At 56.6% G+C, this 17346-nt stretch carries 20 protein-coding genes; 14 read left to right on the top strand and 6 right to left on the bottom strand.

What is annotated here, in order from left to right; all coding sequences use genetic code 11:
• Positions 1-176: 176 nt before the first annotated feature.
• From CZ787_RS16125 to CZ787_RS16115, 3 genes are read left to right on the top strand one after another with little or no spacing between them, the layout of a single operon-like run.
• Positions 177-1205 carry an ABC transporter substrate-binding protein gene (locus CZ787_RS16125; RefSeq protein WP_087111056.1) on the top strand — a complete coding sequence of 343 codons (1029 nt, stop codon included), beginning with the start codon at positions 177-179 and terminating at the stop codon, positions 1203-1205.
• Positions 1202-2269 (top strand): FecCD family ABC transporter permease, encoded by a 1068-nt coding sequence (locus CZ787_RS16120; RefSeq protein ID WP_087111054.1) that lies wholly within the window; start codon positions 1202-1204, stop codon positions 2267-2269. Before CZ787_RS16125 ends, CZ787_RS16120 begins: the two co-directional genes overlap by 4 nt.
• The gene (locus CZ787_RS16115) at positions 2266-3030 is read left to right on the top strand and encodes an ABC transporter ATP-binding protein (RefSeq protein ID WP_087111052.1); all 765 of its coding nucleotides are present in this window, start codon (positions 2266-2268) and stop codon (positions 3028-3030) included. Before CZ787_RS16120 ends, CZ787_RS16115 begins: the two co-directional genes overlap by 4 nt.
• A gap of 6 nt (positions 3031-3036) precedes the next feature.
• Here CZ787_RS16115 and CZ787_RS16110 read toward each other — a convergent pair whose 3' ends face one another.
• The 5 genes from CZ787_RS16110 to CZ787_RS16090 all read right to left on the bottom strand — a co-directional run bounded on the left by CZ787_RS16110 (position 3037) and on the right by CZ787_RS16090 (position 6587).
• Positions 3037-3210 (bottom strand): DUF1289 domain-containing protein, encoded by a 174-nt coding sequence (locus CZ787_RS16110; RefSeq protein WP_087111050.1) that lies wholly within the window; start codon positions 3208-3210, stop codon positions 3037-3039.
• Positions 3210-3575 (bottom strand): hypothetical protein, encoded by a 366-nt coding sequence (locus CZ787_RS16105; RefSeq protein ID WP_087111048.1) that lies wholly within the window; start codon positions 3573-3575, stop codon positions 3210-3212. Before CZ787_RS16105 ends, CZ787_RS16110 begins: the two co-directional genes overlap by 1 nt.
• 49 nt (positions 3576-3624) lie before the next feature.
• Entirely contained in the window at positions 3625-4791 is a 1167-nt protein-coding gene (locus CZ787_RS16100; protein WP_087111046.1) for an MFS transporter, read from the bottom strand.
• Positions 4782-5816 (bottom strand): GlxA family transcriptional regulator, encoded by a 1035-nt coding sequence (locus CZ787_RS16095; RefSeq protein ID WP_087111044.1) that lies wholly within the window; start codon positions 5814-5816, stop codon positions 4782-4784. The genes CZ787_RS16100 and CZ787_RS16095 overlap by 10 nt, the downstream gene beginning before the upstream one ends.
• 87 nt (positions 5817-5903) lie before the next feature.
• Positions 5904-6587 (bottom strand): GntR family transcriptional regulator, encoded by a 684-nt coding sequence (locus tag CZ787_RS16090; protein WP_087111042.1) that lies wholly within the window; start codon positions 6585-6587, stop codon positions 5904-5906.
• 155 nt (positions 6588-6742) lie between these two features.
• Between CZ787_RS16090 and dctP the strand changes: the two genes are divergently transcribed.
• The 5 genes from dctP to CZ787_RS16065 all read left to right on the top strand — a co-directional run bounded on the left by dctP (position 6743) and on the right by CZ787_RS16065 (position 12570).
• Entirely contained in the window at positions 6743-7738 is a 996-nt protein-coding gene (gene dctP / locus CZ787_RS16085; protein ID WP_087111040.1) for a TRAP transporter substrate-binding protein DctP, read from the top strand.
• Positions 7739-7827: 89 nt separating this feature from the next.
• Complete coding sequence (locus CZ787_RS16080; RefSeq protein WP_087111039.1) at positions 7828-8349, top strand: TRAP transporter small permease subunit; 522 nt, start codon at positions 7828-7830, stop codon at positions 8347-8349.
• A gap of 2 nt (positions 8350-8351) precedes the next feature.
• The gene (locus CZ787_RS16075; protein ID WP_087111037.1) at positions 8352-9686 is read left to right on the top strand and encodes a TRAP transporter large permease; all 1335 of its coding nucleotides are present in this window, start codon (positions 8352-8354) and stop codon (positions 9684-9686) included.
• An 11-nt stretch (positions 9687-9697) separates the two neighbouring features.
• Positions 9698-11050 (top strand): malonyl-CoA decarboxylase, encoded by a 1353-nt coding sequence (locus tag CZ787_RS16070; protein ID WP_087111035.1) that lies wholly within the window; start codon positions 9698-9700, stop codon positions 11048-11050.
• The gene (locus tag CZ787_RS16065; RefSeq protein ID WP_087111033.1) at positions 11047-12570 is read left to right on the top strand and encodes a malonate--CoA ligase; all 1524 of its coding nucleotides are present in this window, start codon (positions 11047-11049) and stop codon (positions 12568-12570) included. The genes CZ787_RS16070 and CZ787_RS16065 overlap by 4 nt, the downstream gene beginning before the upstream one ends.
• 31 nt (positions 12571-12601) lie before the next feature.
• On the opposite strand, the gene CZ787_RS16060 is transcribed toward CZ787_RS16065, so the two are convergent.
• Positions 12602-12829 carry a hypothetical protein gene (locus CZ787_RS16060; RefSeq protein WP_087111031.1) on the bottom strand — a complete coding sequence of 76 codons (228 nt, stop codon included), beginning with the start codon at positions 12827-12829 and terminating at the stop codon, positions 12602-12604.
• A gap of 214 nt (positions 12830-13043) precedes the next feature.
• Here CZ787_RS16060 and CZ787_RS16055 point away from each other — a divergent pair, with 214 nt between their 5' ends.
• From CZ787_RS16055 to CZ787_RS16030, 6 genes are all read left to right on the top strand, one after another.
• Complete coding sequence (locus CZ787_RS16055) at positions 13044-13499, top strand: DUF2170 family protein (protein ID WP_087111029.1); 456 nt, start codon at positions 13044-13046, stop codon at positions 13497-13499.
• Between the two features lie 22 nt (positions 13500-13521).
• Positions 13522-14217, top strand: a complete 696-nt coding sequence (locus CZ787_RS16050) for a PspA/IM30 family protein (protein ID WP_087111027.1) — start codon at positions 13522-13524, stop codon at positions 14215-14217.
• Positions 14218-14322: 105 nt separating this feature from the next.
• Entirely contained in the window at positions 14323-15048 is a 726-nt protein-coding gene (locus tag CZ787_RS16045; RefSeq protein WP_087111024.1) for a DUF2491 family protein, read from the top strand.
• Positions 15049-15113: 65 nt separating this feature from the next.
• On the top strand, positions 15114-15524 hold the full coding sequence (locus CZ787_RS16040; protein ID WP_087111022.1) for a DUF350 domain-containing protein: 411 nt from the start codon (positions 15114-15116) through the stop codon (positions 15522-15524).
• A gap of 11 nt (positions 15525-15535) precedes the next feature.
• Complete coding sequence (locus CZ787_RS16035; protein ID WP_087111020.1) at positions 15536-16147, top strand: DUF1190 domain-containing protein; 612 nt, start codon at positions 15536-15538, stop codon at positions 16145-16147.
• Positions 16148-16165: 18 nt separating this feature from the next.
• Positions 16166-17332 (top strand): glutathionylspermidine synthase family protein, encoded by a 1167-nt coding sequence (locus CZ787_RS16030; RefSeq protein ID WP_087111018.1) that lies wholly within the window; start codon positions 16166-16168, stop codon positions 17330-17332.
• Positions 17333-17346 lie beyond the last annotated feature (14 nt).

Genomic DNA, 17346 nt, shown 5'->3' with positions numbered 1-17346 from the left:
ACTCCTTCTGCTTTCTCCGCTACCCAGCACTTGGCTCTGGGTAGCGGCACGGGCGTTGCTTTTCAAGCATCTAAATATGTTATAACATAACAATAAAGAAAAACGCCGTCTCTTTTCCCTCCCATTTGGCTAAAGGCGACGTTTACGTTGGTGGAACAACTTATTTGGGAATTTTCATGAACCTCATTCGCTCAATGCTGGTGGCGGTATCCGGCCTGTCAGCCGGCTATGCCATTGCTGACACGACAGCTGATACGACGGGCTATCCGCTAACGCTGGATAACTGCGGCAAGCAGATTAGCTTCTCAGCGGCGCCCAACGGTACGGTCACCATTGGTCAGGCGGCGGCCGAAATTCTGTATGCCATGGGGATGGGCGATCAAGTGTTGGCCACGTCCGTATGGTTTACGCCGGTGTTGCCTCCGTTTAGCGAGCTGAACGCCTCCGTTGAACGCATCGCCGATAACGACCCGAGTTTTGAGTCAGTGGTCAATAAGCGCCCCGAGCTTGTCGCTGTTCAGTACGAATGGCATGTCGGTGCCACGGGCAGCGTGGGAACACGTGAGCAGTTCGACGATCTGGGGATCGCCACATACATTATGCCCGCCGACTGCGATACCAAAGACAACACTACCGGAGGCGACGGCATGCGTACCGCGGCCTTTTCGCCTGATCACGTCTACAAGGGCATTGCCGAGCTTGCCGAAATCTTCGATGTGCAACCGGCTGGGGAAGCGCTGATTGAAAGCCTTGAAACCCGTGAAGCCGACGCGGTGGCCACCGCCGCCCAGCTTGATCTACCGGACGATCTTTCCGCCGTGTTCTGGTTCTCCTCGCCGGATACCGGCGTTGCTCCCTTTGTCGCAGGTCAGCTGGGCGCACCCGGCTATATGATGAAGACGCTGGGAATACGCAACGTCATCCAGTCGGATGAGGAGTGGCCCACCGTCGATTGGGAAACCATTGCCCGCGCCAACCCGGACGTGATCGTCATTGCGCACATGGACCGGCGCCGCTATCCCTCTGATGATGTCGTCGCCAAGCGTGCATTTCTTCGAAGCGACCCCGTGACGCGTGAAATGCAGGCGGTTCAAAACGGCCATATCATCGAGATGGATGCCCACGCCATGAGCGCAACGATGCGCACCATTTTCGGTCTCGAAACGTTAGCGGATGCCCTGTCGGGAATGTCCTTCGAACGATGAGTACGGCATCTGCGCTAACCATACGGCCACGCTTTCAGGTTCGTGGCCACTGGTTCTGGCTGGCACCACTGATTCTTTTCTCGGCGCTAATCGCCGGAACCGCGATTGGCGAGACGTCGATACCTGTGGAAACGGTGCTCAAGGTGCTCGCTAACCGGCTGTTGGGGGCAAGCTATCCTGTCGACCGAATCGATGCCGGAATTATCTGGAGCTACCGGCTTAGCCGCGCGGTCGTCGCCGCGTGCTGTGGTGCCGGGTTGGCGCTGTCCGGGGTCGTGCTTCAGGCGCTGCTGCGCAATCCGCTGGCCGACCCTTACCTGATGGGGATTTCCGCAGGTGCGTCGACCGGCGCTGTCTTGGTTGCCGTTGCCGGGTTTGGTTCTGGCGTCGTTACTCTCTCGGCAGGGGCCATGGTCGGGGCCATCGCGGCGTTTGGGATGGTGGTTATACTCGCCTACGCAGCGTCGGATAGCCGGGGCAGCGGAACACAGGCATCCAGCGCAATCATTCTGGCCGGTATTGCCGGGTCGAGCCTGTTTAATGCGTTGACGGCGTTTATCATCGCCAAATCAGCCAGCGCCGAGCAGGCACGTGGCATCATGTTCTGGCTGATGGGGAATCTTTCCGGCGTTCGCTGGGACAACGCCCTTCTTGCCGTACCCACCGCGCTTGTCGGCCTGCTGATCTGCCTCTGGTATCGACGAACCCTGGACGCCTTTACCTTCGGCACCGACAGCGCGGCGTCCATGGGCATTCCCGTGCGCCGTGTGCGGGGCATTCTGATCGCCACCGTCGCGCTGATGACCGCCGTGATGGTTTCCATGGTAGGTGCCATCGGCTTTGTGGGGCTGGTCATTCCTCATGCCATGCGTTTTCTAACGGGGAGCCGCCATACCCGCTTGGTGCCCGCATCTGCCTTGGCGGGCGCGGTATTTTTGATCGGCGCTGATGTGGTGTCCCGCGTGCTGGTTGCCGGGCAGGTACTGCCCATTGGGGTCGTCACGGCACTGGTCGGCGCACCGGTTTTCGCTTTGATACTAATTCGCGGGGCAAGATCACGATGAAACTCGCTGCCGAACATGTGAGCTGGAAAGTTCAGGGGCGTACGTTGCTGGAGGATGTCAGCTTTGAAATTGCCGCTGGTGAAACCTTTGGGCTAATCGGGCCGAACGGTTCAGGAAAAACGACGCTGTTACGCCTGTTTGCCGGTCTTCAAAAACCCAAAGCAGGACGTATCCGGGTCGGCGAGCAGGATATGGGCCGTATGCGCCAGCGCGACATCGCACGCTCGGTGGCCCTGGTCGAGCAACAGGCCAACACAGCCGAGCGCATCAGTGTTCATCAGGCCGTATCGCTCGGCCGGACGCCCTTTCTTTCGTCGTTTCATCCGTGGTCCGAGGAGGATGAGGCGATCGTCTCACACGCGCTGGCGGATGTGGGTATGCAGTCAATGGCTGAGCGTCTCTGGCATACGCTTTCCGGCGGTGAGCGCCAGCGCGCCCACATCGCCAGAGCCCTGGCCCAGCAGCCTAGCGTATTACTCCTGGATGAGCCCACCAACCATCTGGATATCCGTCACCAGCTCTCGATTCTTCAACTGGTCAGGCAGCTCCCCATCACGGTGGTGATTGCTCTGCACGACCTCAATCAAGCCATGGACTGCGACCGTATTGGAGTGATCGAAGGCGGGCGACTGGTCGATCTGGGGTCACCTCGGCAAGTGCTAACGTGTCGTCGGCTACGCCAAACCTTCGGCGTGCATGCCGACATTTTTGAAGACCCCATGGGGCAGGGGCAAATCATGCGCTTTCGCCAAGCCGTTTAAAGCACGCTATTTGCTGAGCTTCTTGCACCGCTGCTCGGCCCGTTTAATGGTGGCGATTTTTTCGGGCCGCTTCATGGATTTCCAGTGGCGGATCTCCTCTATGCTTCGCCCACAGCCGGTGCACATGCCGCCCTTCAACTGACAGGCGGATATGCAGGGGCTATCGATTTTCTTGGCCATCAGTGCCTCACACTTCGCGCGCGCAGACGGCGCTGCCAGTCACCACCATGGGCGCGCTGGCACGCCTGTTCACTATCGAAGTCGATGTGCGGCGTGATGCTATCCAGCACCACACCCGCCTCGGCCAAAGCGCTAGCCGTGAAATCATGCAGGCGCTGTTTGGCATCGCCCTTTAGCGCTGAGGCTAAATGGGCATCGGTATCAAATACCCAGATAACCACCAGGCTTTCGGGGAAGTGCTGGTAGTCCACGCAGTGAGTTAACCAGACGAACCCAACCACCTCGACCTTGGCCTGCTCACAGACTTCAGTCAGCGAAGCAACAAGCTGGCGCTCCAGCTTGCCGCGTTCCCGTTTAGCAATCATTCAACCACCTGACGTAACAAATAGAATAATATAACTATGTTATAACATTTTAAGAAAGAAGAGGCGCGTTTGGCCGCCGCTGCCATGCCAGCAGCACCATAGGCAGTAACGAAACAGGAATCAGCAGCGCATTGAGCGTTGCCCAGCCCAGGGTGTTAACCAACGGCCCCGCCAGTAGCGCCGTCAAGGCCGCCGTACCGAATACCAGAAACTCGTTGGCCGCCTGAGTGCGTGCCTTATCTGCCGGTTGATAGCTTTGCGTCAACAACCCGGTGGCGGGCAGGAAGGTGAAATTCCAGCCAAGCCCCAGCAGGATCAACGCAGCGTTAAAGCCCGCTAGCCCGGCATCAAACTGTGCGGCAATTGCGCTTGCCACCAGCAGTAAGCAGCCAGCGCTAATCATGCGTGGGGCACCAAAACGAGCCGTCAAATGGCCGGTAAAAAATGAGGGCAAGAACATGGCAACCACATGCCACTGAATAGTAGTGGCGACATGGTTAAAGTTGTGCCCGGCCCCTTCCATCGCCAGCGGTGTTGCGGTCATGGCCAGATTCATCACGCCGTAGCCAATGGCTGCCGCGCTAACGGCCAATAGAAAACCGGGCTGGCGCAGGATAGCCGACAAGGGCTTTTTCTCCCCCTCTACTGCCTGCACAAAAGCGACCGGCAACCGCGTACAAAGCAATATGCCAAGTGCCAACACGTAGAGCACGCCCAGCCCGACAAAGCTGCCCAAAAACGGCGTCTCGCTCAGCTCGCGGCTAAAGCGGGCAAGCCAAGGGCCTGCAAATGCCGCCAACACCCCACCGCCCATCACTAAACCAAGCGCTTTATCACGCAGTGCCGTGGGGGCTGCCTCAAGGGCCGCAAAGCGGTAGAGCTGCCCAAAGCCAATGCCGATGCCAATCAGCCACGTCGCCAGCAGGAACAGCCCAAAGCTTTGCTGGCGTAGCGCTGCAATGGCCACGGCTGTACCTATCAAGCCGATAAGATTGCCCAGCACAAACCCACGTTTACGCCCCAGCCGCCCCATGATCAGCGAGGCGGGAATGGTGGCGCACATCAGCCCCAGCCACTGGCTGGCCACCGGCACAGTGGCCCAGTTGGCGGTAGGTGCCAGCGAGGCGCCAATGAGGGGCGACACGGCGATCAGCAGGATATTACCGCTGACCAACAGCGCCTGACACAGCGATAACAACGTAACGGTTAATGGCATGGCGATGGCTCCAAAGGCGTAGGCACAAGAGTAGGCGTGAGGGTAGAGGTAGACTTAGCAGCCGCGCCGAAGCGCTGACGATACACAGAAGGGGAAACACCGTAGTACCGTTGAAACTGGCGGCGCAACTGCTCGGCGCCGCCCAAGCGCCAGCGCTCGGCTAATCGCTCAAGCGATACCGTTTGATGCTCATCCAGCAGCGCCAGACGCGCCTGCTCCAGGCGTAGCCGGGTCAAGTAAGTAACCGGCGTCGTGGTTAAGTGACGCTTGAATAGGCGAGTAAGATGACGTGGTGATACGGCCATTAAGGCCGCCATACTTTCCAGCGAATGTGCTCCGCCAGGGTCGGCATGCAGATGATCCAGCAAGCGACGCAACGGGCCAGCATCTTGCTGGCAGCGTAGAAGTTCGCTGAACTGCGACTGCCCGCCGGGGCGATGCAAAAACATCACCAGTTCTCGTGCTACCTGCCCGGCAAGGGCAGCGCCGTGGTCGGCTTCTACCAGCGAAAGCGCTAGATCGATACCGGCCGTTATCCCGGCGCTGGTGTAGCGATCACCGCTTTGGATATACAGCGCATCAGGCTCAACATTAAGCGCGGGGTACTCCTCGGCAAGCTGGTCGGCGTGGCGCCAATGGGTAGTGACGCGCTGGCCATCTAAAAGCCCGGCGGCAGCAAGCAAGAAAGCCCCTGAGCAGATAGAGCCTAACCGGCGCACTTGAGGCGCCATCTCACGTAAAAGAGCTAGCACGTGCGGGTCTTGGCGTAACGCCATCACACCGCTGCCGCCTGCAATGAGTAACGTATCCAAAGGCAGCCGTTGGGGAAGTTCGGCATAGGTGTGGCTGGCGTACACTGCCAGGCCGCCGTTGGTCATTACCGGCCCAGGTGCATCGGCGACCAAGGTTAAGCGGTACAAGGGTTCCGGGCTTAGCGCGTTGGCGCTGGCAAACACCTGCCAGGGGCCGCTGACATCCAGCAATTGGCAATCGGGGTAAGCCAATAAGGCAATATGGCGCGTCACGTTCTCTCTCCAGATCGTTAATAGGGAGAGTTTCCGCCGCGCGCGACGTGTCGGCAAGGACCATTACCCCACCGATACGGACATTACCTACCCCGGCTGGCTGACCGGCGCTTCCATACGGCGCACGCTGGCCACAAAGTCGCTGAATCGCTCGCCCTGAATCAGCACGTGGTCGCATAGCGCCTGCTCAGCCAGTACGGCATCGCCTTGGGTAATGGCATCGACAATGGTCTGGTGCTCGCTCAAGGAGTTATGCATGCGCTGGCGAACCTGCAATTGCAGGCGACGATAGGGCTTTAAGCGCTGTTTTAACTGACGAGCTTCGCTGGCTAGAAACGTATTGTGGCTCGCCGCATAGATGCAGTCATGAAACGCTTCGTTTTCGTAGTAGTACTCATCAGTATCGCCCGCGTGTGCCGCTGCTTCACAGCGTTTATGGGCCGCCTGAAGCTCTGCCAGCTCCGGGTCACTAATGCGTCGGGCCGCCAGGCGCCCGCACATGCCCTCAAGCTCGGCCATGACTTCAAACATCTCGATTAACTGGTCGATGCCGACCTTGGCCACAAACGTGCCTTTTTTCGGTGATACGGTGACCAAACCGCTAGCCACCAGTTGCTGGAAAGCTTCACGCACGGGCGTGCGAGAAACATTAAACGTTCGCCCTAGCTCGTCCGGGTCGAGCCGTTCACCTGGCACCCGCCGCCCATTAATAATGTCATCTTCCAACGAGTCCCTAAGCCGTTGAGCGTTGGAACGTTTGCTCTCAGCCATCTGTTCCCCCTTAAATAAGCAGCGTACTTACCGATTTTTATTGTGATGTTCAATTGACATTAGCACAATTAACGGTTATTGAAATATATATCAGATATTCTGATGAACACCTAACGATCTTCCAAACACACAACAACAAATGTTGGAGACGTAATATGAAACGCTATGTATTTTCTACCCTGACCGCATTGAGCCTCGCAATTCCCGCAAGCTATGCAAGCGCCGATACCGTGCTGCGTGCCTCTCACCAATTCCCGGGTGGGCAGGGCGATGTTCGCGATGAAATGGTGCAAATGATGGCTCGCCACGTGGCTGAGGCGGATGTCGGACTGACCATCGAAGTCTACCCCGGCCAGTCGCTTTTCAAAGCCCGTGAACAGTGGGGCGCGCTTACCCGTGGGCGCTTGGACATTACCTCGCTGCCGCTTGATTACGCGAGCGGCCGCCACCCTGAATTTTCCGCTACCCTGATGCCCGGCCTGGTGCGTACCCAGGCGCACGCCCAGCGGCTTAACGACTCGGAATACATGGAATTAATTGAAGCTGTCATTCTGGATGGGGGTGCCCGCGTTCTGTCCCATGCTTGGCTTTCGGGCGGTTTCGCGTCCAGCGAGCAGTGTATTACCTCCCCCGACAGCGTATCCGGCCAGAACATTCGCGCCGCGGGCCCGGCATTTGAAGAGATGCTGGAAGCCGCTGGCGCCTCCATTGCCTCCATGCCCTCCTCTGAAATTTACACCGCCATGCAGACCGGTGTACTCGACGCCGCCAATACCTCTTCCATGTCGTTTATCTCGTTTCGGCTTTACGAGCAGGTTGATTGCATAACCCAGCCAGGCGACTTCGCACTGTGGTTCATGTACGAGCCGATCCTGATTTCCGAGCAGGTGTGGCAAGGCCTGAATGAAGAGCAGCAAACAGCTCTGATGGAAGCGGGCAAAGCGGCCGAGCAGTTCTTTGCCGAAGAAGCGGCAGCCATTGATCAGGAGATGGTCAATGTTTACGAAGAGAACGGCGTAGAAGTGGTCAGTATGAGCGAGGAGGACTACAACGCGTGGCTCGCTATCGCCCGTGAAACCTCTTACAAGAATTTTGCCAATAACGTCCCTAATGGCCAGGCCATCATCGATGCGGCGCTAGCCGTCGAGTAAGCACTTACCTTCAGCAATCTGTGGCCATTTGCCTGTATTGGGCGAATGGTCCGGTTCGATTGACGCCTGCTTAGCTTGATGAGGGAACTATGGCAACTTCAACCACGCATCCCCCTGCCGCTCGCGGTGGGGCTCTCGGCAGCTACATACGGCTGATGGACAGGCTGTCACGCCTGTTTGCCTATCTGGCCTGCGCCCTGTTTGTTGCGGGCGTACTGGTGATTTGCCAGATGGTCTTTATTCGCTACGTACTGGGCATGAGCACCAGTTGGCAAACCGAGTTCACCGTATTCTCAGTGACCGGCGCCATGCTGATGGGCAGCCCCTACGTACTCATGACCGGCGGCCATGTCGCCATCACTATTGTCCCCGATGCGCTGGGCGGTATCGCCCAGAAAGCCATGCGCCTGGTGGCCTCGCTTTTTGGCCTGGCCTTTTGTGCAGCGCTTGCCTACGCCTCCTGGGTGTATGTACTGGAAGCCATACATGGCAACTGGACCACCGGCTCGGTCTGGAACCCGCCGCTCTGGCCGGCGCTTATGCCCATGGCATTAGGCGCTTCGCTATTGGTATTGCAATACGTGGCTGAAATTCTGCGCGGGGAGCACTGAGCATGGACCCAATTACCTTAGGCATTATTGTAGCCATCGCGCTGATTGCGCTCATGGCCATTGGCACCCCTATCGCCTTTGCACTGGGCGGTGTGTCGCTGCTGGCGCTGCTTTATGATCGCGGGCTTTCCGAAATCACCTACTTTGGCGAAACGTTTTTTGACCGTATTGCGGAGTTTGGCTTTGTGGCGATTCCGATGTTCATTTTGATGGGCGCGGCTGTCGCCTCATCACCGACCGGACGCGACCTTTATCGCTCGCTCGACTTATGGATGGGCCGCTTACCCGGTGGTCTGGCGGTCTCCAACATTGGTGCCTGTTCCATCTTTGCCGCCCTTTCGGGCTCGTCTCCGGCCACCTGTGCGGCAATTGGTAAAATGGGCATTCCTGAGATGCGCGTGCGCGGCTATCCGGATGGCGTAGCGGCAGGATGTATTGCCGCGGGCGGCACTCTGGGCATTCTGATTCCGCCATCGGTCACCATGATTATCTACGGTATCTCCACCGAGACCTCTATCGGTCGGCTGTTTATCGCTGGTGTAGTGCCAGGCTTTATGCTCGCGGGGCTGTTCATGATCTGGACAATAATCGCCTGCAAAATGGCCGGCGGCTATAGCAACCCATTGGCGGAGTCTGCCGAGCGCCTGAAGCAGACGGTTAAACACAACGTCGATAGCAACTTGAAGGCGTTAGTGCGTGTTCTGCCTTTTCTAGGCGTGGTGGCGGGTATTTTATTCGCGCTGTATGGCGGGGTAGCGACCCCCTCGGAAGCGGCGGGCGTAGGTGCCTTCTTATGCTTGGCGCTGGCCATTTTAATCTATCGCATGTGGCAGCTGGGCCCGATCAAACTGATCATGCGCGACTCGCTGCGCGAAAGCGTGATGATCATGCTGGTGATCGCCACCGCCGAAGTCTTCGCCTACGCACTTTCCTCAATGTTTATTACCCAAACCGTGGCCGCCGCCATTGCCGACATGGAAGTCAACCGATGGGTGTTGATGGGGATAATCAATCTGTTCCTGCTGGTGGCCGGTTTCTTCTTGCCGCCCGTAGCCGTGATCGTGATGACTGCGCCGATTCTGCTGCCGATTATCATTGCTGCCGATTTTGACCCCTACTGGTTCGCAGTAATCCTGACCATCAACCTGGAAATTGGCCTGATCACCCCACCCGTAGGGTTGAACCTGTTCATCATCAAAGGTATCGCGCCGGATATCTCGTTGCGTGACATTCTAATGGGCAGCCTGCCCTACGCGCTATGCATGGTGTTGGGCATCTTGCTGCTGTGTCTCTTCCCAGGCATCGCGCTGTGGTTACCTAACTTGATAATGGGTTAAGGAGTTGAACCATGAACATGATGTTTTTGCAGGAGCTTTTCAACAATATCACCCAGCGTGATGCGCTATTAAGGCGCCGTAACCCAGAAGCGCTTACCCCGGATCATGGTCATCTGGTGAGCGCCTGCCAGGCACTTTTAGCAAGCGACGGGGAGGCCTCCAGCATTGCCTTGGCAAGCCGGGCATTAGCTATCTACCAACGCTTATCATCCGCTGAAAAAGCCAGCTTTTTTGCGCGCCTGGCAAGCGACTTTGCCGCCGACGCCGCGCAAATCGACGAAGCCTACGCGGCCTATGCTGAAGCACGCGACAATGATACGTTACAGACTCTGTTTAACGCCTGCGAGCCACGCCGCCAAGAGCTTTTTCGGCGCTTAAACCTGGCCCGCGACGGCACCTATGAGCTGGTCAAGATGCGTGAAGACTTGCTGGAATTGCTGCGCGAGCAGCCCGAGCTGGGGCCTATCGACGACGACTTTGTGCACCTTTTTAGCTCCTGGTTTAACCGCGGTTTTCTGATGCTTAAGCGGATTGACTGGAATACCCCGGCCTCCGTGCTAGAGAAGATCATTCGCTATGAAGCGGTGCATGAGATACAGGACTGGAACGATCTACGCCGACGGCTGGATGCCCGCGACCGGCGCTGCTTTGCATTCTTTCACCCGGCGATTGGCGACGAGCCACTGATCTTTGTCGAAGTGGCCCTGCATAAAGGGCTGCCGAGCCGTATTCAGCCTATTTTGGTGGGCGAAGAAAGCGGCGATGACCCCGAAGACGACGATACAGCCGCTTTCTTTGGGATCAGCAACTGTCAAACCGGCCTGCGCGGCATTTCGTTTGGTAACTTTCTAATCAAGCAGGTGGTACAGGAGCTTTCGCAGGAACTCCCTCAGCTCAAATACTTCGTAACGCTGTCACCGGTCCCTGGGTTTGCCCAGTGGCTTACCGAACAGCGCAAGGATGAGCAGTGGCCGGAAACCCTGCGTAATACGCTCGGTGAACTTGAAACGCCCGACTGGCACCACGATGCGGTACGCGAAGAGCGCTTGAAGGCCGGTATTCGCCCCTTGGCCGCCCGTTATCTGGTCGAAGCCAAAAATGCTAAAGGCTTGCCTCTCAATCCCGTCGCCCGCTTTCACTTGGGTAACGGCGCTGAGCTGCATCGCATTAACTGGCTGGGTGATATCTCGTCCAAAGGCGTTAAGCAAGCGGCGGGGCTAATGGTCAACTATCTGTATGTGCTTGATGACATTGAACGCAATCACGAAAACTATACCGCCAAAGGCACCGTTGCCTGCTCAAATGAAGTGCGTGACCTTGCGCGTCGCGCTCGTAAGCTGGCCAAGGGAGAGACCGCCAAATGAACCACAACCTGTTTGAAACCTTTGCCACCAAGATGCGCGAGCGCGCCGACGCTGACTTTATTACCACTCGCGAAGGCCGCCACTATAGTTATACCGATGCGCTGAACATTAGCGCTCAGCTCGCCGGTGCCTTGATCGAGCTGGGCGTGATACAAGGCGACCGCGTTGCCGTCCAGGTAGATAAAAGCCCTGAGGCAATATTGCTGTACTTGGCCTGCCTGCGTATTGGCGGCGTATATCTGCCATTGAACACCGGCTATACCGGCGATGAAATTCGCTACTTTTTAAACGACGCCGAACCCGCGCTATTTGTTTGCCGCCCCAAGCTCGAAGATGAGGCGCGAGTGCTTGCCGCTGAAACCGGCTGCCCAGCCGTGGCAACGCTGGGCAGTGCCGCCGACGGCAGCCTGATGGAAACATCCCGTCGCGCGATGCCTTGTGAGGAGATCGTCACGTTGGGCGAAAACGATCTGGCGGCAATTTTATATACTTCCGGCACCACCGGGCGCTCTAAAGGCGCCATGCTGACCCACCGCAACCTCGCATCCAATGCTGAAACCCTGGTAAAAACCTGGCACTTCAGCGCCAATGATCGGCTGATTCATGCGCTGCCTATTTTTCATACGCACGGGCTGTTTGTGGCATGTAATGTCGTCTTGATGGCTGGCGCCAGCATGCTATTTCTGCCCAAGTTTGATGCCGACATTATCTTTGAAGAGTTACCCCACGGCAGCGTAATGATGGGCGTGCCCACGTTCTATACCCGGCTGGTTCAGGACGCACGCTTAACGCCAAAGGCGGCGGAAAACATGCGCCTATTTATTTCAGGCTCGGCACCGCTGACCTCTGAAACCCACGAAGCGTTTGAAGCCAAAACCGGCCATGCGATCCTTGAGCGCTACGGCATGACCGAGACCAACATGAATATCTCCAACCCCTATCAGGGGGAGCGCCGTGCGGGCACCGTGGGAGTACCACTGCCCGGTGTGGATATTCGCATTATTGATCGTGAGTCAGGCGCAGAAGTCGCCGAAGGCGACATCGGCATTCTTCAAGTTCGCGGGCCCAACGTGTTTATCGGCTACTGGCGCATGCCCGAGAAAACCCGTGAAGAATTACTCGATGACGGCTTTTTTATCACCGGCGATTTGGCCATGCGTGATGCCCAGGGCTATGTGCATATAGTGGGCCGTGATAAAGATCTGGTGATTTCCGGGGGCTACAATGTTTATCCCAAAGAGGTGGAGCAGCTTATCGATGAGCTGGAGCAGGTGGTTGAGTCGGCGGTGATTGGTTTGCCGCACCCAGACTTTGGTGAAGGGGTAACGGCGGTTGTGGTTTGCCAAGCGGGCGCCTCGCTCGATGAAACCACCATTTTTGACCACTTGGCAGGACGCTTGGCCAAATATAAGCAGCCCAAGCGGGTCTTTTTTGTCGAGGAGCTGCCGCGCAATACCATGGGTAAGGTGCAGAAAAACGAGCTGCGCAAGCGCTTTGCGGATGCATATCAAGCGCCTTAAGCATACTCTTTAACAAGCAGCGCGCGGGCATTTAAGCCGCGCCCTTCACCTTGTCAATTAACGCGGCCCGCGCTTCACTGGTCTGATGCTGCTGGCTTATATGCAGCCCTTTTAATATTAACGCCAGCCCTAGGCTCGCCACGACGGTGGCGGCGGCGCCACAACACCCTGGCATAGGGTTGTGAGCAAGCGCATCCCGAAAGTGGCTCAAGCGCTGCTGCCATATCGCGGTGTTGGGCGGTTGACTATCCTTATCCATGTTCTCAACTCTTTTTATCGTACGCTTAACGGAGAACTCCTCTCCTGCCTGTGGGTCTTAAATGGGTTCTCTCAAGAAGCGCTGTTGATAGTGAAACATCCAGGCGCGCAGCGTGTTAGCGTAGCCTTTTATTCAAACGCGATAGTGCGTTATTAGAAGATGATGAATTGTCAGTGCTAACATAACCTTCATTTTGCATAAGGAGCTTGCTGCTTTGATTACTCACAATGAAACGGGCGCTTTCTCGGCAGCCGAACTCTATCGCGTTATTAACGATGCCTCCGCTCAGGAAGAAGCCGCTGAACTGGAGTGGCCAGCCGCCAATGTTAGTTTAGATGAAGCCAACCAAACGTTGATTTGGGAGCTTCACGATTACGGCAATTTAACGTTAACGCTTTCGCGCAGTGACAATGAGTGGATTGCCATGACCGCCATTGCCCCACTGGACAGCGTTTCCAATCCGGCTGAACTTAACGACGTGTTACTGCGCCAAGGCCTTGCGCTTCCGCTTGCCTCTATCGGTATCGTTTCAATTGATGAGCGCGACTTTTACGTGGCTTACGGGCAGCTGTTTGGCGATTCAAAGCTGGTGTCTATTTGTGCTGAATTACATGCCACAGCCAGCGCTGCCATGGAAGTCGCCGATTTAATTCAAGATCACTTTTCTTAATACGCGTTTAGGAGCAACCCTTATGTTAAGCAAAATCATGACGGCGTTACGTGGCAAAGCGAATGAGACCGGCCAGACCGTCGTAGACTCTCAAGCGCTACGTATTTTGGACCAGGAAATTCGTGATTCTGAAAATCACCTGAAACAGTCCAAAACCGAACTTGCGCGCTTAATGGGTCAACGCCAGTTGAACAGTAACAAGGCAGATACCCTAGAAGGCAAAATTACCGAGCTTGAGCAAAGTGCTGAAGCCGCGCTGGACAAAGGCGAAGAAGCGTTGGCGGTCGAAGTTGCCGAGCGTATGGTCAGTATGCAAGATGACTTGGACGCCGAGCGCAGCATCGTTAGCGAGTACGACGCTAGCATTGAAAGCCTGCGTGGGGCCATTCGCAATACGGAAAACCAGCTGCGCCAGCTAAAACAGCAGGTGAGCGTGGTAAAAGCGACAGAATCTGCACAGAAGGCTCAGTCTGCAGTAGCAGCGCGCCATTCCGGCCAAAATAGCGCCATGGGCAGTGCAATGGAGTCTCTTGAGCGCATCCGTGAGCGCCAGCAGCTTAACTCTGCCCAGATGGAGGCAGCTGATCAAATGGCTGCCGAAGAGAGCGGTTCATCACTGGATGCTCGTTTGAAAGCGGCGGGTATTGGTGCCAATGAGCGCAAAGCCGAAGATGTACTGGCACGCCTAAAAGCCAAGAAAAACACCCCGCAAGCATAATGTGACACAGCGCCCGCCCACCGGCGGGCCTGCACGTCACTGGGCCACTATTTATTCAGCACCCATCTGTCCGCTCTACTTGCTTGCCCTTTGGAGACCTCTCGAATGTTTAAGACACTAAAGGCCCTGTTCGGCACTTCCAATGTGGCGGCGAACCCTTCGGCAGAAAGTCCATCTACCTTTACCGCGGGCCTGCCCACCGGCATGTCGCAAGAAGATTTCGCAGGGCTGCGCCTGGACGGACGCGTCAACATTCAGCTGGCTGAGCTCAGCGCCTATTCCGACGCACTCTTTGGGTGGGACAGCGCGCCCTATCATCATGTTGCGGCTGTCGGGCATGTCGACCTTGGCCAAGGCGCCCACCTGGTACGCTTTTATCTGGATAACGATACGTGGCTGCAAGCCAACGTCGAAAACCAGCGCGTGGTTGAGTACAAGCTGTTTGATTTTTACCGTGTGACGCATTTGTCGGATACCGAGTTCGATGCACTGATCAACGCAATCGATAAAAAGGCAGGCCAGCTGGGCGCACAAACGATGACTGTCGAGTCAACCGATGCTTCCGAGCGCACCTGCCTGTTTCAACGCGTGTGGGGCGATGAAGCGAGCCTTTGGTCACCGCCCGTCGTACTTGAAGAGCAGGTAATGACCACCGAAAGCGTCATGACGCGCAGCGTTACCCATCATGCCATGCTGTACGAGCGTCCTATCGAAGACTCCGAGCGTATGGAGTACGTATTGCTCAATGCGGAAGATGACGGCGAGGGTGGGTTTATGCTGGTACAAAATCTCGGTGTTGATGTTACATCGGTCGATATTGATGCTATTTAAACGCGGCTAGCCCCAACACTCTCCATCATCACAACGTTGACTCTCAACCAAGGAAAATCCTACACATGCAGTATTTACAAGGCTTACCCCACTTTTTGGGCTATCTGATCGGCGCACTCGTGCTTCTCGTTGCGTTTATGTACTGTTATAGCCGTATCACGCCCCACCACGAGTGGACGTTAATTCGTGAGGGTAATGCAGCGGCGGCCACGGCCTATGCGGGTTCTATCGTCGGCTTTACGCTGCCGCTCTACAGCGCTATGGCCAACTCCATCAGTTTCATCGATTTCATCTTATGGGGCATCATCGCGTTTGGTGTTCAGTTGGCGACTTTCTTTGGCCTGAAGATGGTGCTGAAAAATCAGGGAGAAAGCTTGTCACTGCATATCACTGAAGGTCATATGGCCTACGGTATTCTGGTGGGTAGTGTCTCCATTGCAGTCGGCCTGATTAATGCCGCCTCGATGACGTGGTAAGGAGTTTAACGATGGCACATAACGATCAGACCCCACACTTGCCGCGACGCAAACGCAGCGCCCGTCTCTCACTTGCGATGATGGGTGCCAGCGCATTCGGGCTTACGGCGTGTGGTCAGCCAGAGCAAACGACCGATGTAAGCTTTGATAGCCCACGCAGCTACCAGAGTGTTGATGAGTGCGTGGCCGCCGATGTGTATACCCGCAGCGCCTGTGAAGATGCCTACGAGGCGTCCGTTCAGGAAGTCCCCCGCTTCAATACGCTTGAAGAGTGTGAGGCTGAACACGGCGAAGGAGCCTGCACGGCCCCCACCGAACAGCAGTCGCAGGCGGCCACCGGCAGCAGCGGCGGTGGCTGGTTTATGCCAGCCATGATGGGTTACATGGTGGGCAACATGATGTCGCGCACCAGCCACGGTGCGACCAACCGGGGAGTGTATCAAGAACCGGTTTACCGCAATCGTCAGAACCAGGGCAACTGGAACACCGCCACCAACCAGGCAACCCAGCGTGTCAATCAGCGTCACCAGGCCCTGCGTACCACGGCGACCCAGAACCGCCAGGCCACGCAACGTCGCGGCTTCGGTTCTCGCTCATCCGCCCGCGGCGGCTGGGGCTCGTGATGTACCTCGGAAATCCCTATGCTTAGAGTTGATGTTGCAGAACGCGCCAACTGGAAAACCCTGGCCCACGAGCTGGGGTTTCATTTTCATACCATCGGCGGCGAACCCTACTGGAAAGAGAGCGCCTACTACCAGTTCTCGCTGGATCAAATAGAGCGGGATATTGAGACGCCTACCGAAGAGCTGCATGAAATGTGCATGGAGCTTGTTGACCGTGTCTGTCACTCCAATGCGCTGATGCAACGCCTGGCGCTGCCGGAGTTCATGTGGGACACCATTCACGACTCCTGGGTGTCTGGCCAGCCACACCTTTATGGGCGAATGGACTTTGCTTATTCAGGCCAAGGCCACGCCAAGCTGCTTGAGCTTAACTACGACACCCCCACCTCGCTTTATGAAGCGGGCTTCTTTCAGTGGGTATGGCTGGAGCAGGCCATCCAACAAGGCATCATTCCGCGCCACGCCGATCAATATAACTCCATTCAGGAGCGGCTGATCAACGCGATAGCGCATATTGGCGACCGGCTAGGCAGCGCTGAGATGTACTTTTCATGTATCAAGGATAATGACGAAGAGCGCGCGACCGTACACTACCTGCAGGATGTAGCCGTTCAGGCCGGTTTAAAGGCGCCCTTCATTTATACCGAAGATATAGGCTACCAGCGCGACGGCGACTACTTTGTTGACTTGGATAATCAGCCCATTCAGGCACTGTTTAAACTCTACCCTTGGGAAGAGTTGGCCGACGATGCGTTTGGCGAAAAGATTCCCCAGTTGCACACCCACTGGTTTGAACCACCGTGGAAGGCGATTCTTTCTAACAAGGGCATTCTGCCCCTGCTGTGGGAACACTTTAAGGGCCACCCTAATCTGCTACCTGCCTATTTTGAAGAGCGCTCGCCTTCACCGCTGCCGCCCGGCTGGGTACGCAAGCCCTTCTTTTCACGCGAAGGCAGCAATATTGAGCTGTTAACGCCAGAGGGTCAGCGTGAGGCAGTGGATGGCCCCTATACGGACAGCCCCTGGATTCGCCAGGCCTACCACCCCATGCCGCGCTTTGGCGAACATCACGCGTTAATCGGCAGCTGGGTGGTGGGTGATCGTGCTTGCGGGATCGGCGTGCGGGAAGACGTAGGGCGAATTACCAAGGACTCATCCTGCTTTGTGCCCCACGCCATTGTTTAACGGTCAGGAGAACG

Source organism: Halomonas citrativorans, from assembly GCF_900163645.1.
Taxonomy (GTDB): Bacteria; Pseudomonadota; Gammaproteobacteria; order Pseudomonadales; family Halomonadaceae; genus Vreelandella; species Vreelandella citrativorans.
This window is presented reverse-complemented; position numbering and strand designations above follow the sequence as displayed.

Coding starts and splice junctions, on each gene's coding strand:
- CZ787_RS16045 (WP_087111024.1), top strand. CDS start 14,323: ATGTTTAAGACACTAAAGGCCCTGTTCGGCACTTCCAATGTGGCGGCG.
- CZ787_RS16105 (WP_087111048.1), bottom strand. CDS start 3,575: ATGATTGCTAAACGGGAACGCGGCAAGCTGGAGCGCCAGCTTGTTGCT.
- CZ787_RS16065 (WP_087111033.1), top strand. CDS start 11,047: ATGAACCACAACCTGTTTGAAACCTTTGCCACCAAGATGCGCGAGCGC.
- dctP (WP_087111040.1), top strand. CDS start 6,743: ATGAAACGCTATGTATTTTCTACCCTGACCGCATTGAGCCTCGCAATT.
- CZ787_RS16080 (WP_087111039.1), top strand. CDS start 7,828: ATGGCAACTTCAACCACGCATCCCCCTGCCGCTCGCGGTGGGGCTCTC.
- CZ787_RS16115 (WP_087111052.1), top strand. CDS start 2,266: ATGAAACTCGCTGCCGAACATGTGAGCTGGAAAGTTCAGGGGCGTACG.
- CZ787_RS16120 (WP_087111054.1), top strand. CDS start 1,202: ATGAGTACGGCATCTGCGCTAACCATACGGCCACGCTTTCAGGTTCGT.
- CZ787_RS16040 (WP_087111022.1), top strand. CDS start 15,114: ATGCAGTATTTACAAGGCTTACCCCACTTTTTGGGCTATCTGATCGGC.
- CZ787_RS16100 (WP_087111046.1), bottom strand. CDS start 4,791: ATGCCATTAACCGTTACGTTGTTATCGCTGTGTCAGGCGCTGTTGGTC.
- CZ787_RS16050 (WP_087111027.1), top strand. CDS start 13,522: ATGTTAAGCAAAATCATGACGGCGTTACGTGGCAAAGCGAATGAGACC.
- CZ787_RS16125 (WP_087111056.1), top strand. CDS start 177: ATGAACCTCATTCGCTCAATGCTGGTGGCGGTATCCGGCCTGTCAGCC.
- CZ787_RS16070 (WP_087111035.1), top strand. CDS start 9,698: ATGAACATGATGTTTTTGCAGGAGCTTTTCAACAATATCACCCAGCGT.
- CZ787_RS16060 (WP_087111031.1), bottom strand. CDS start 12,829: ATGGATAAGGATAGTCAACCGCCCAACACCGCGATATGGCAGCAGCGC.
- CZ787_RS16035 (WP_087111020.1), top strand. CDS start 15,536: ATGGCACATAACGATCAGACCCCACACTTGCCGCGACGCAAACGCAGC.
- CZ787_RS16110 (WP_087111050.1), bottom strand. CDS start 3,210: ATGGCCAAGAAAATCGATAGCCCCTGCATATCCGCCTGTCAGTTGAAG.
- CZ787_RS16090 (WP_087111042.1), bottom strand. CDS start 6,587: ATGGCTGAGAGCAAACGTTCCAACGCTCAACGGCTTAGGGACTCGTTG.
- CZ787_RS16030 (WP_087111018.1), top strand. CDS start 16,166: ATGCTTAGAGTTGATGTTGCAGAACGCGCCAACTGGAAAACCCTGGCC.
- CZ787_RS16075 (WP_087111037.1), top strand. CDS start 8,352: ATGGACCCAATTACCTTAGGCATTATTGTAGCCATCGCGCTGATTGCG.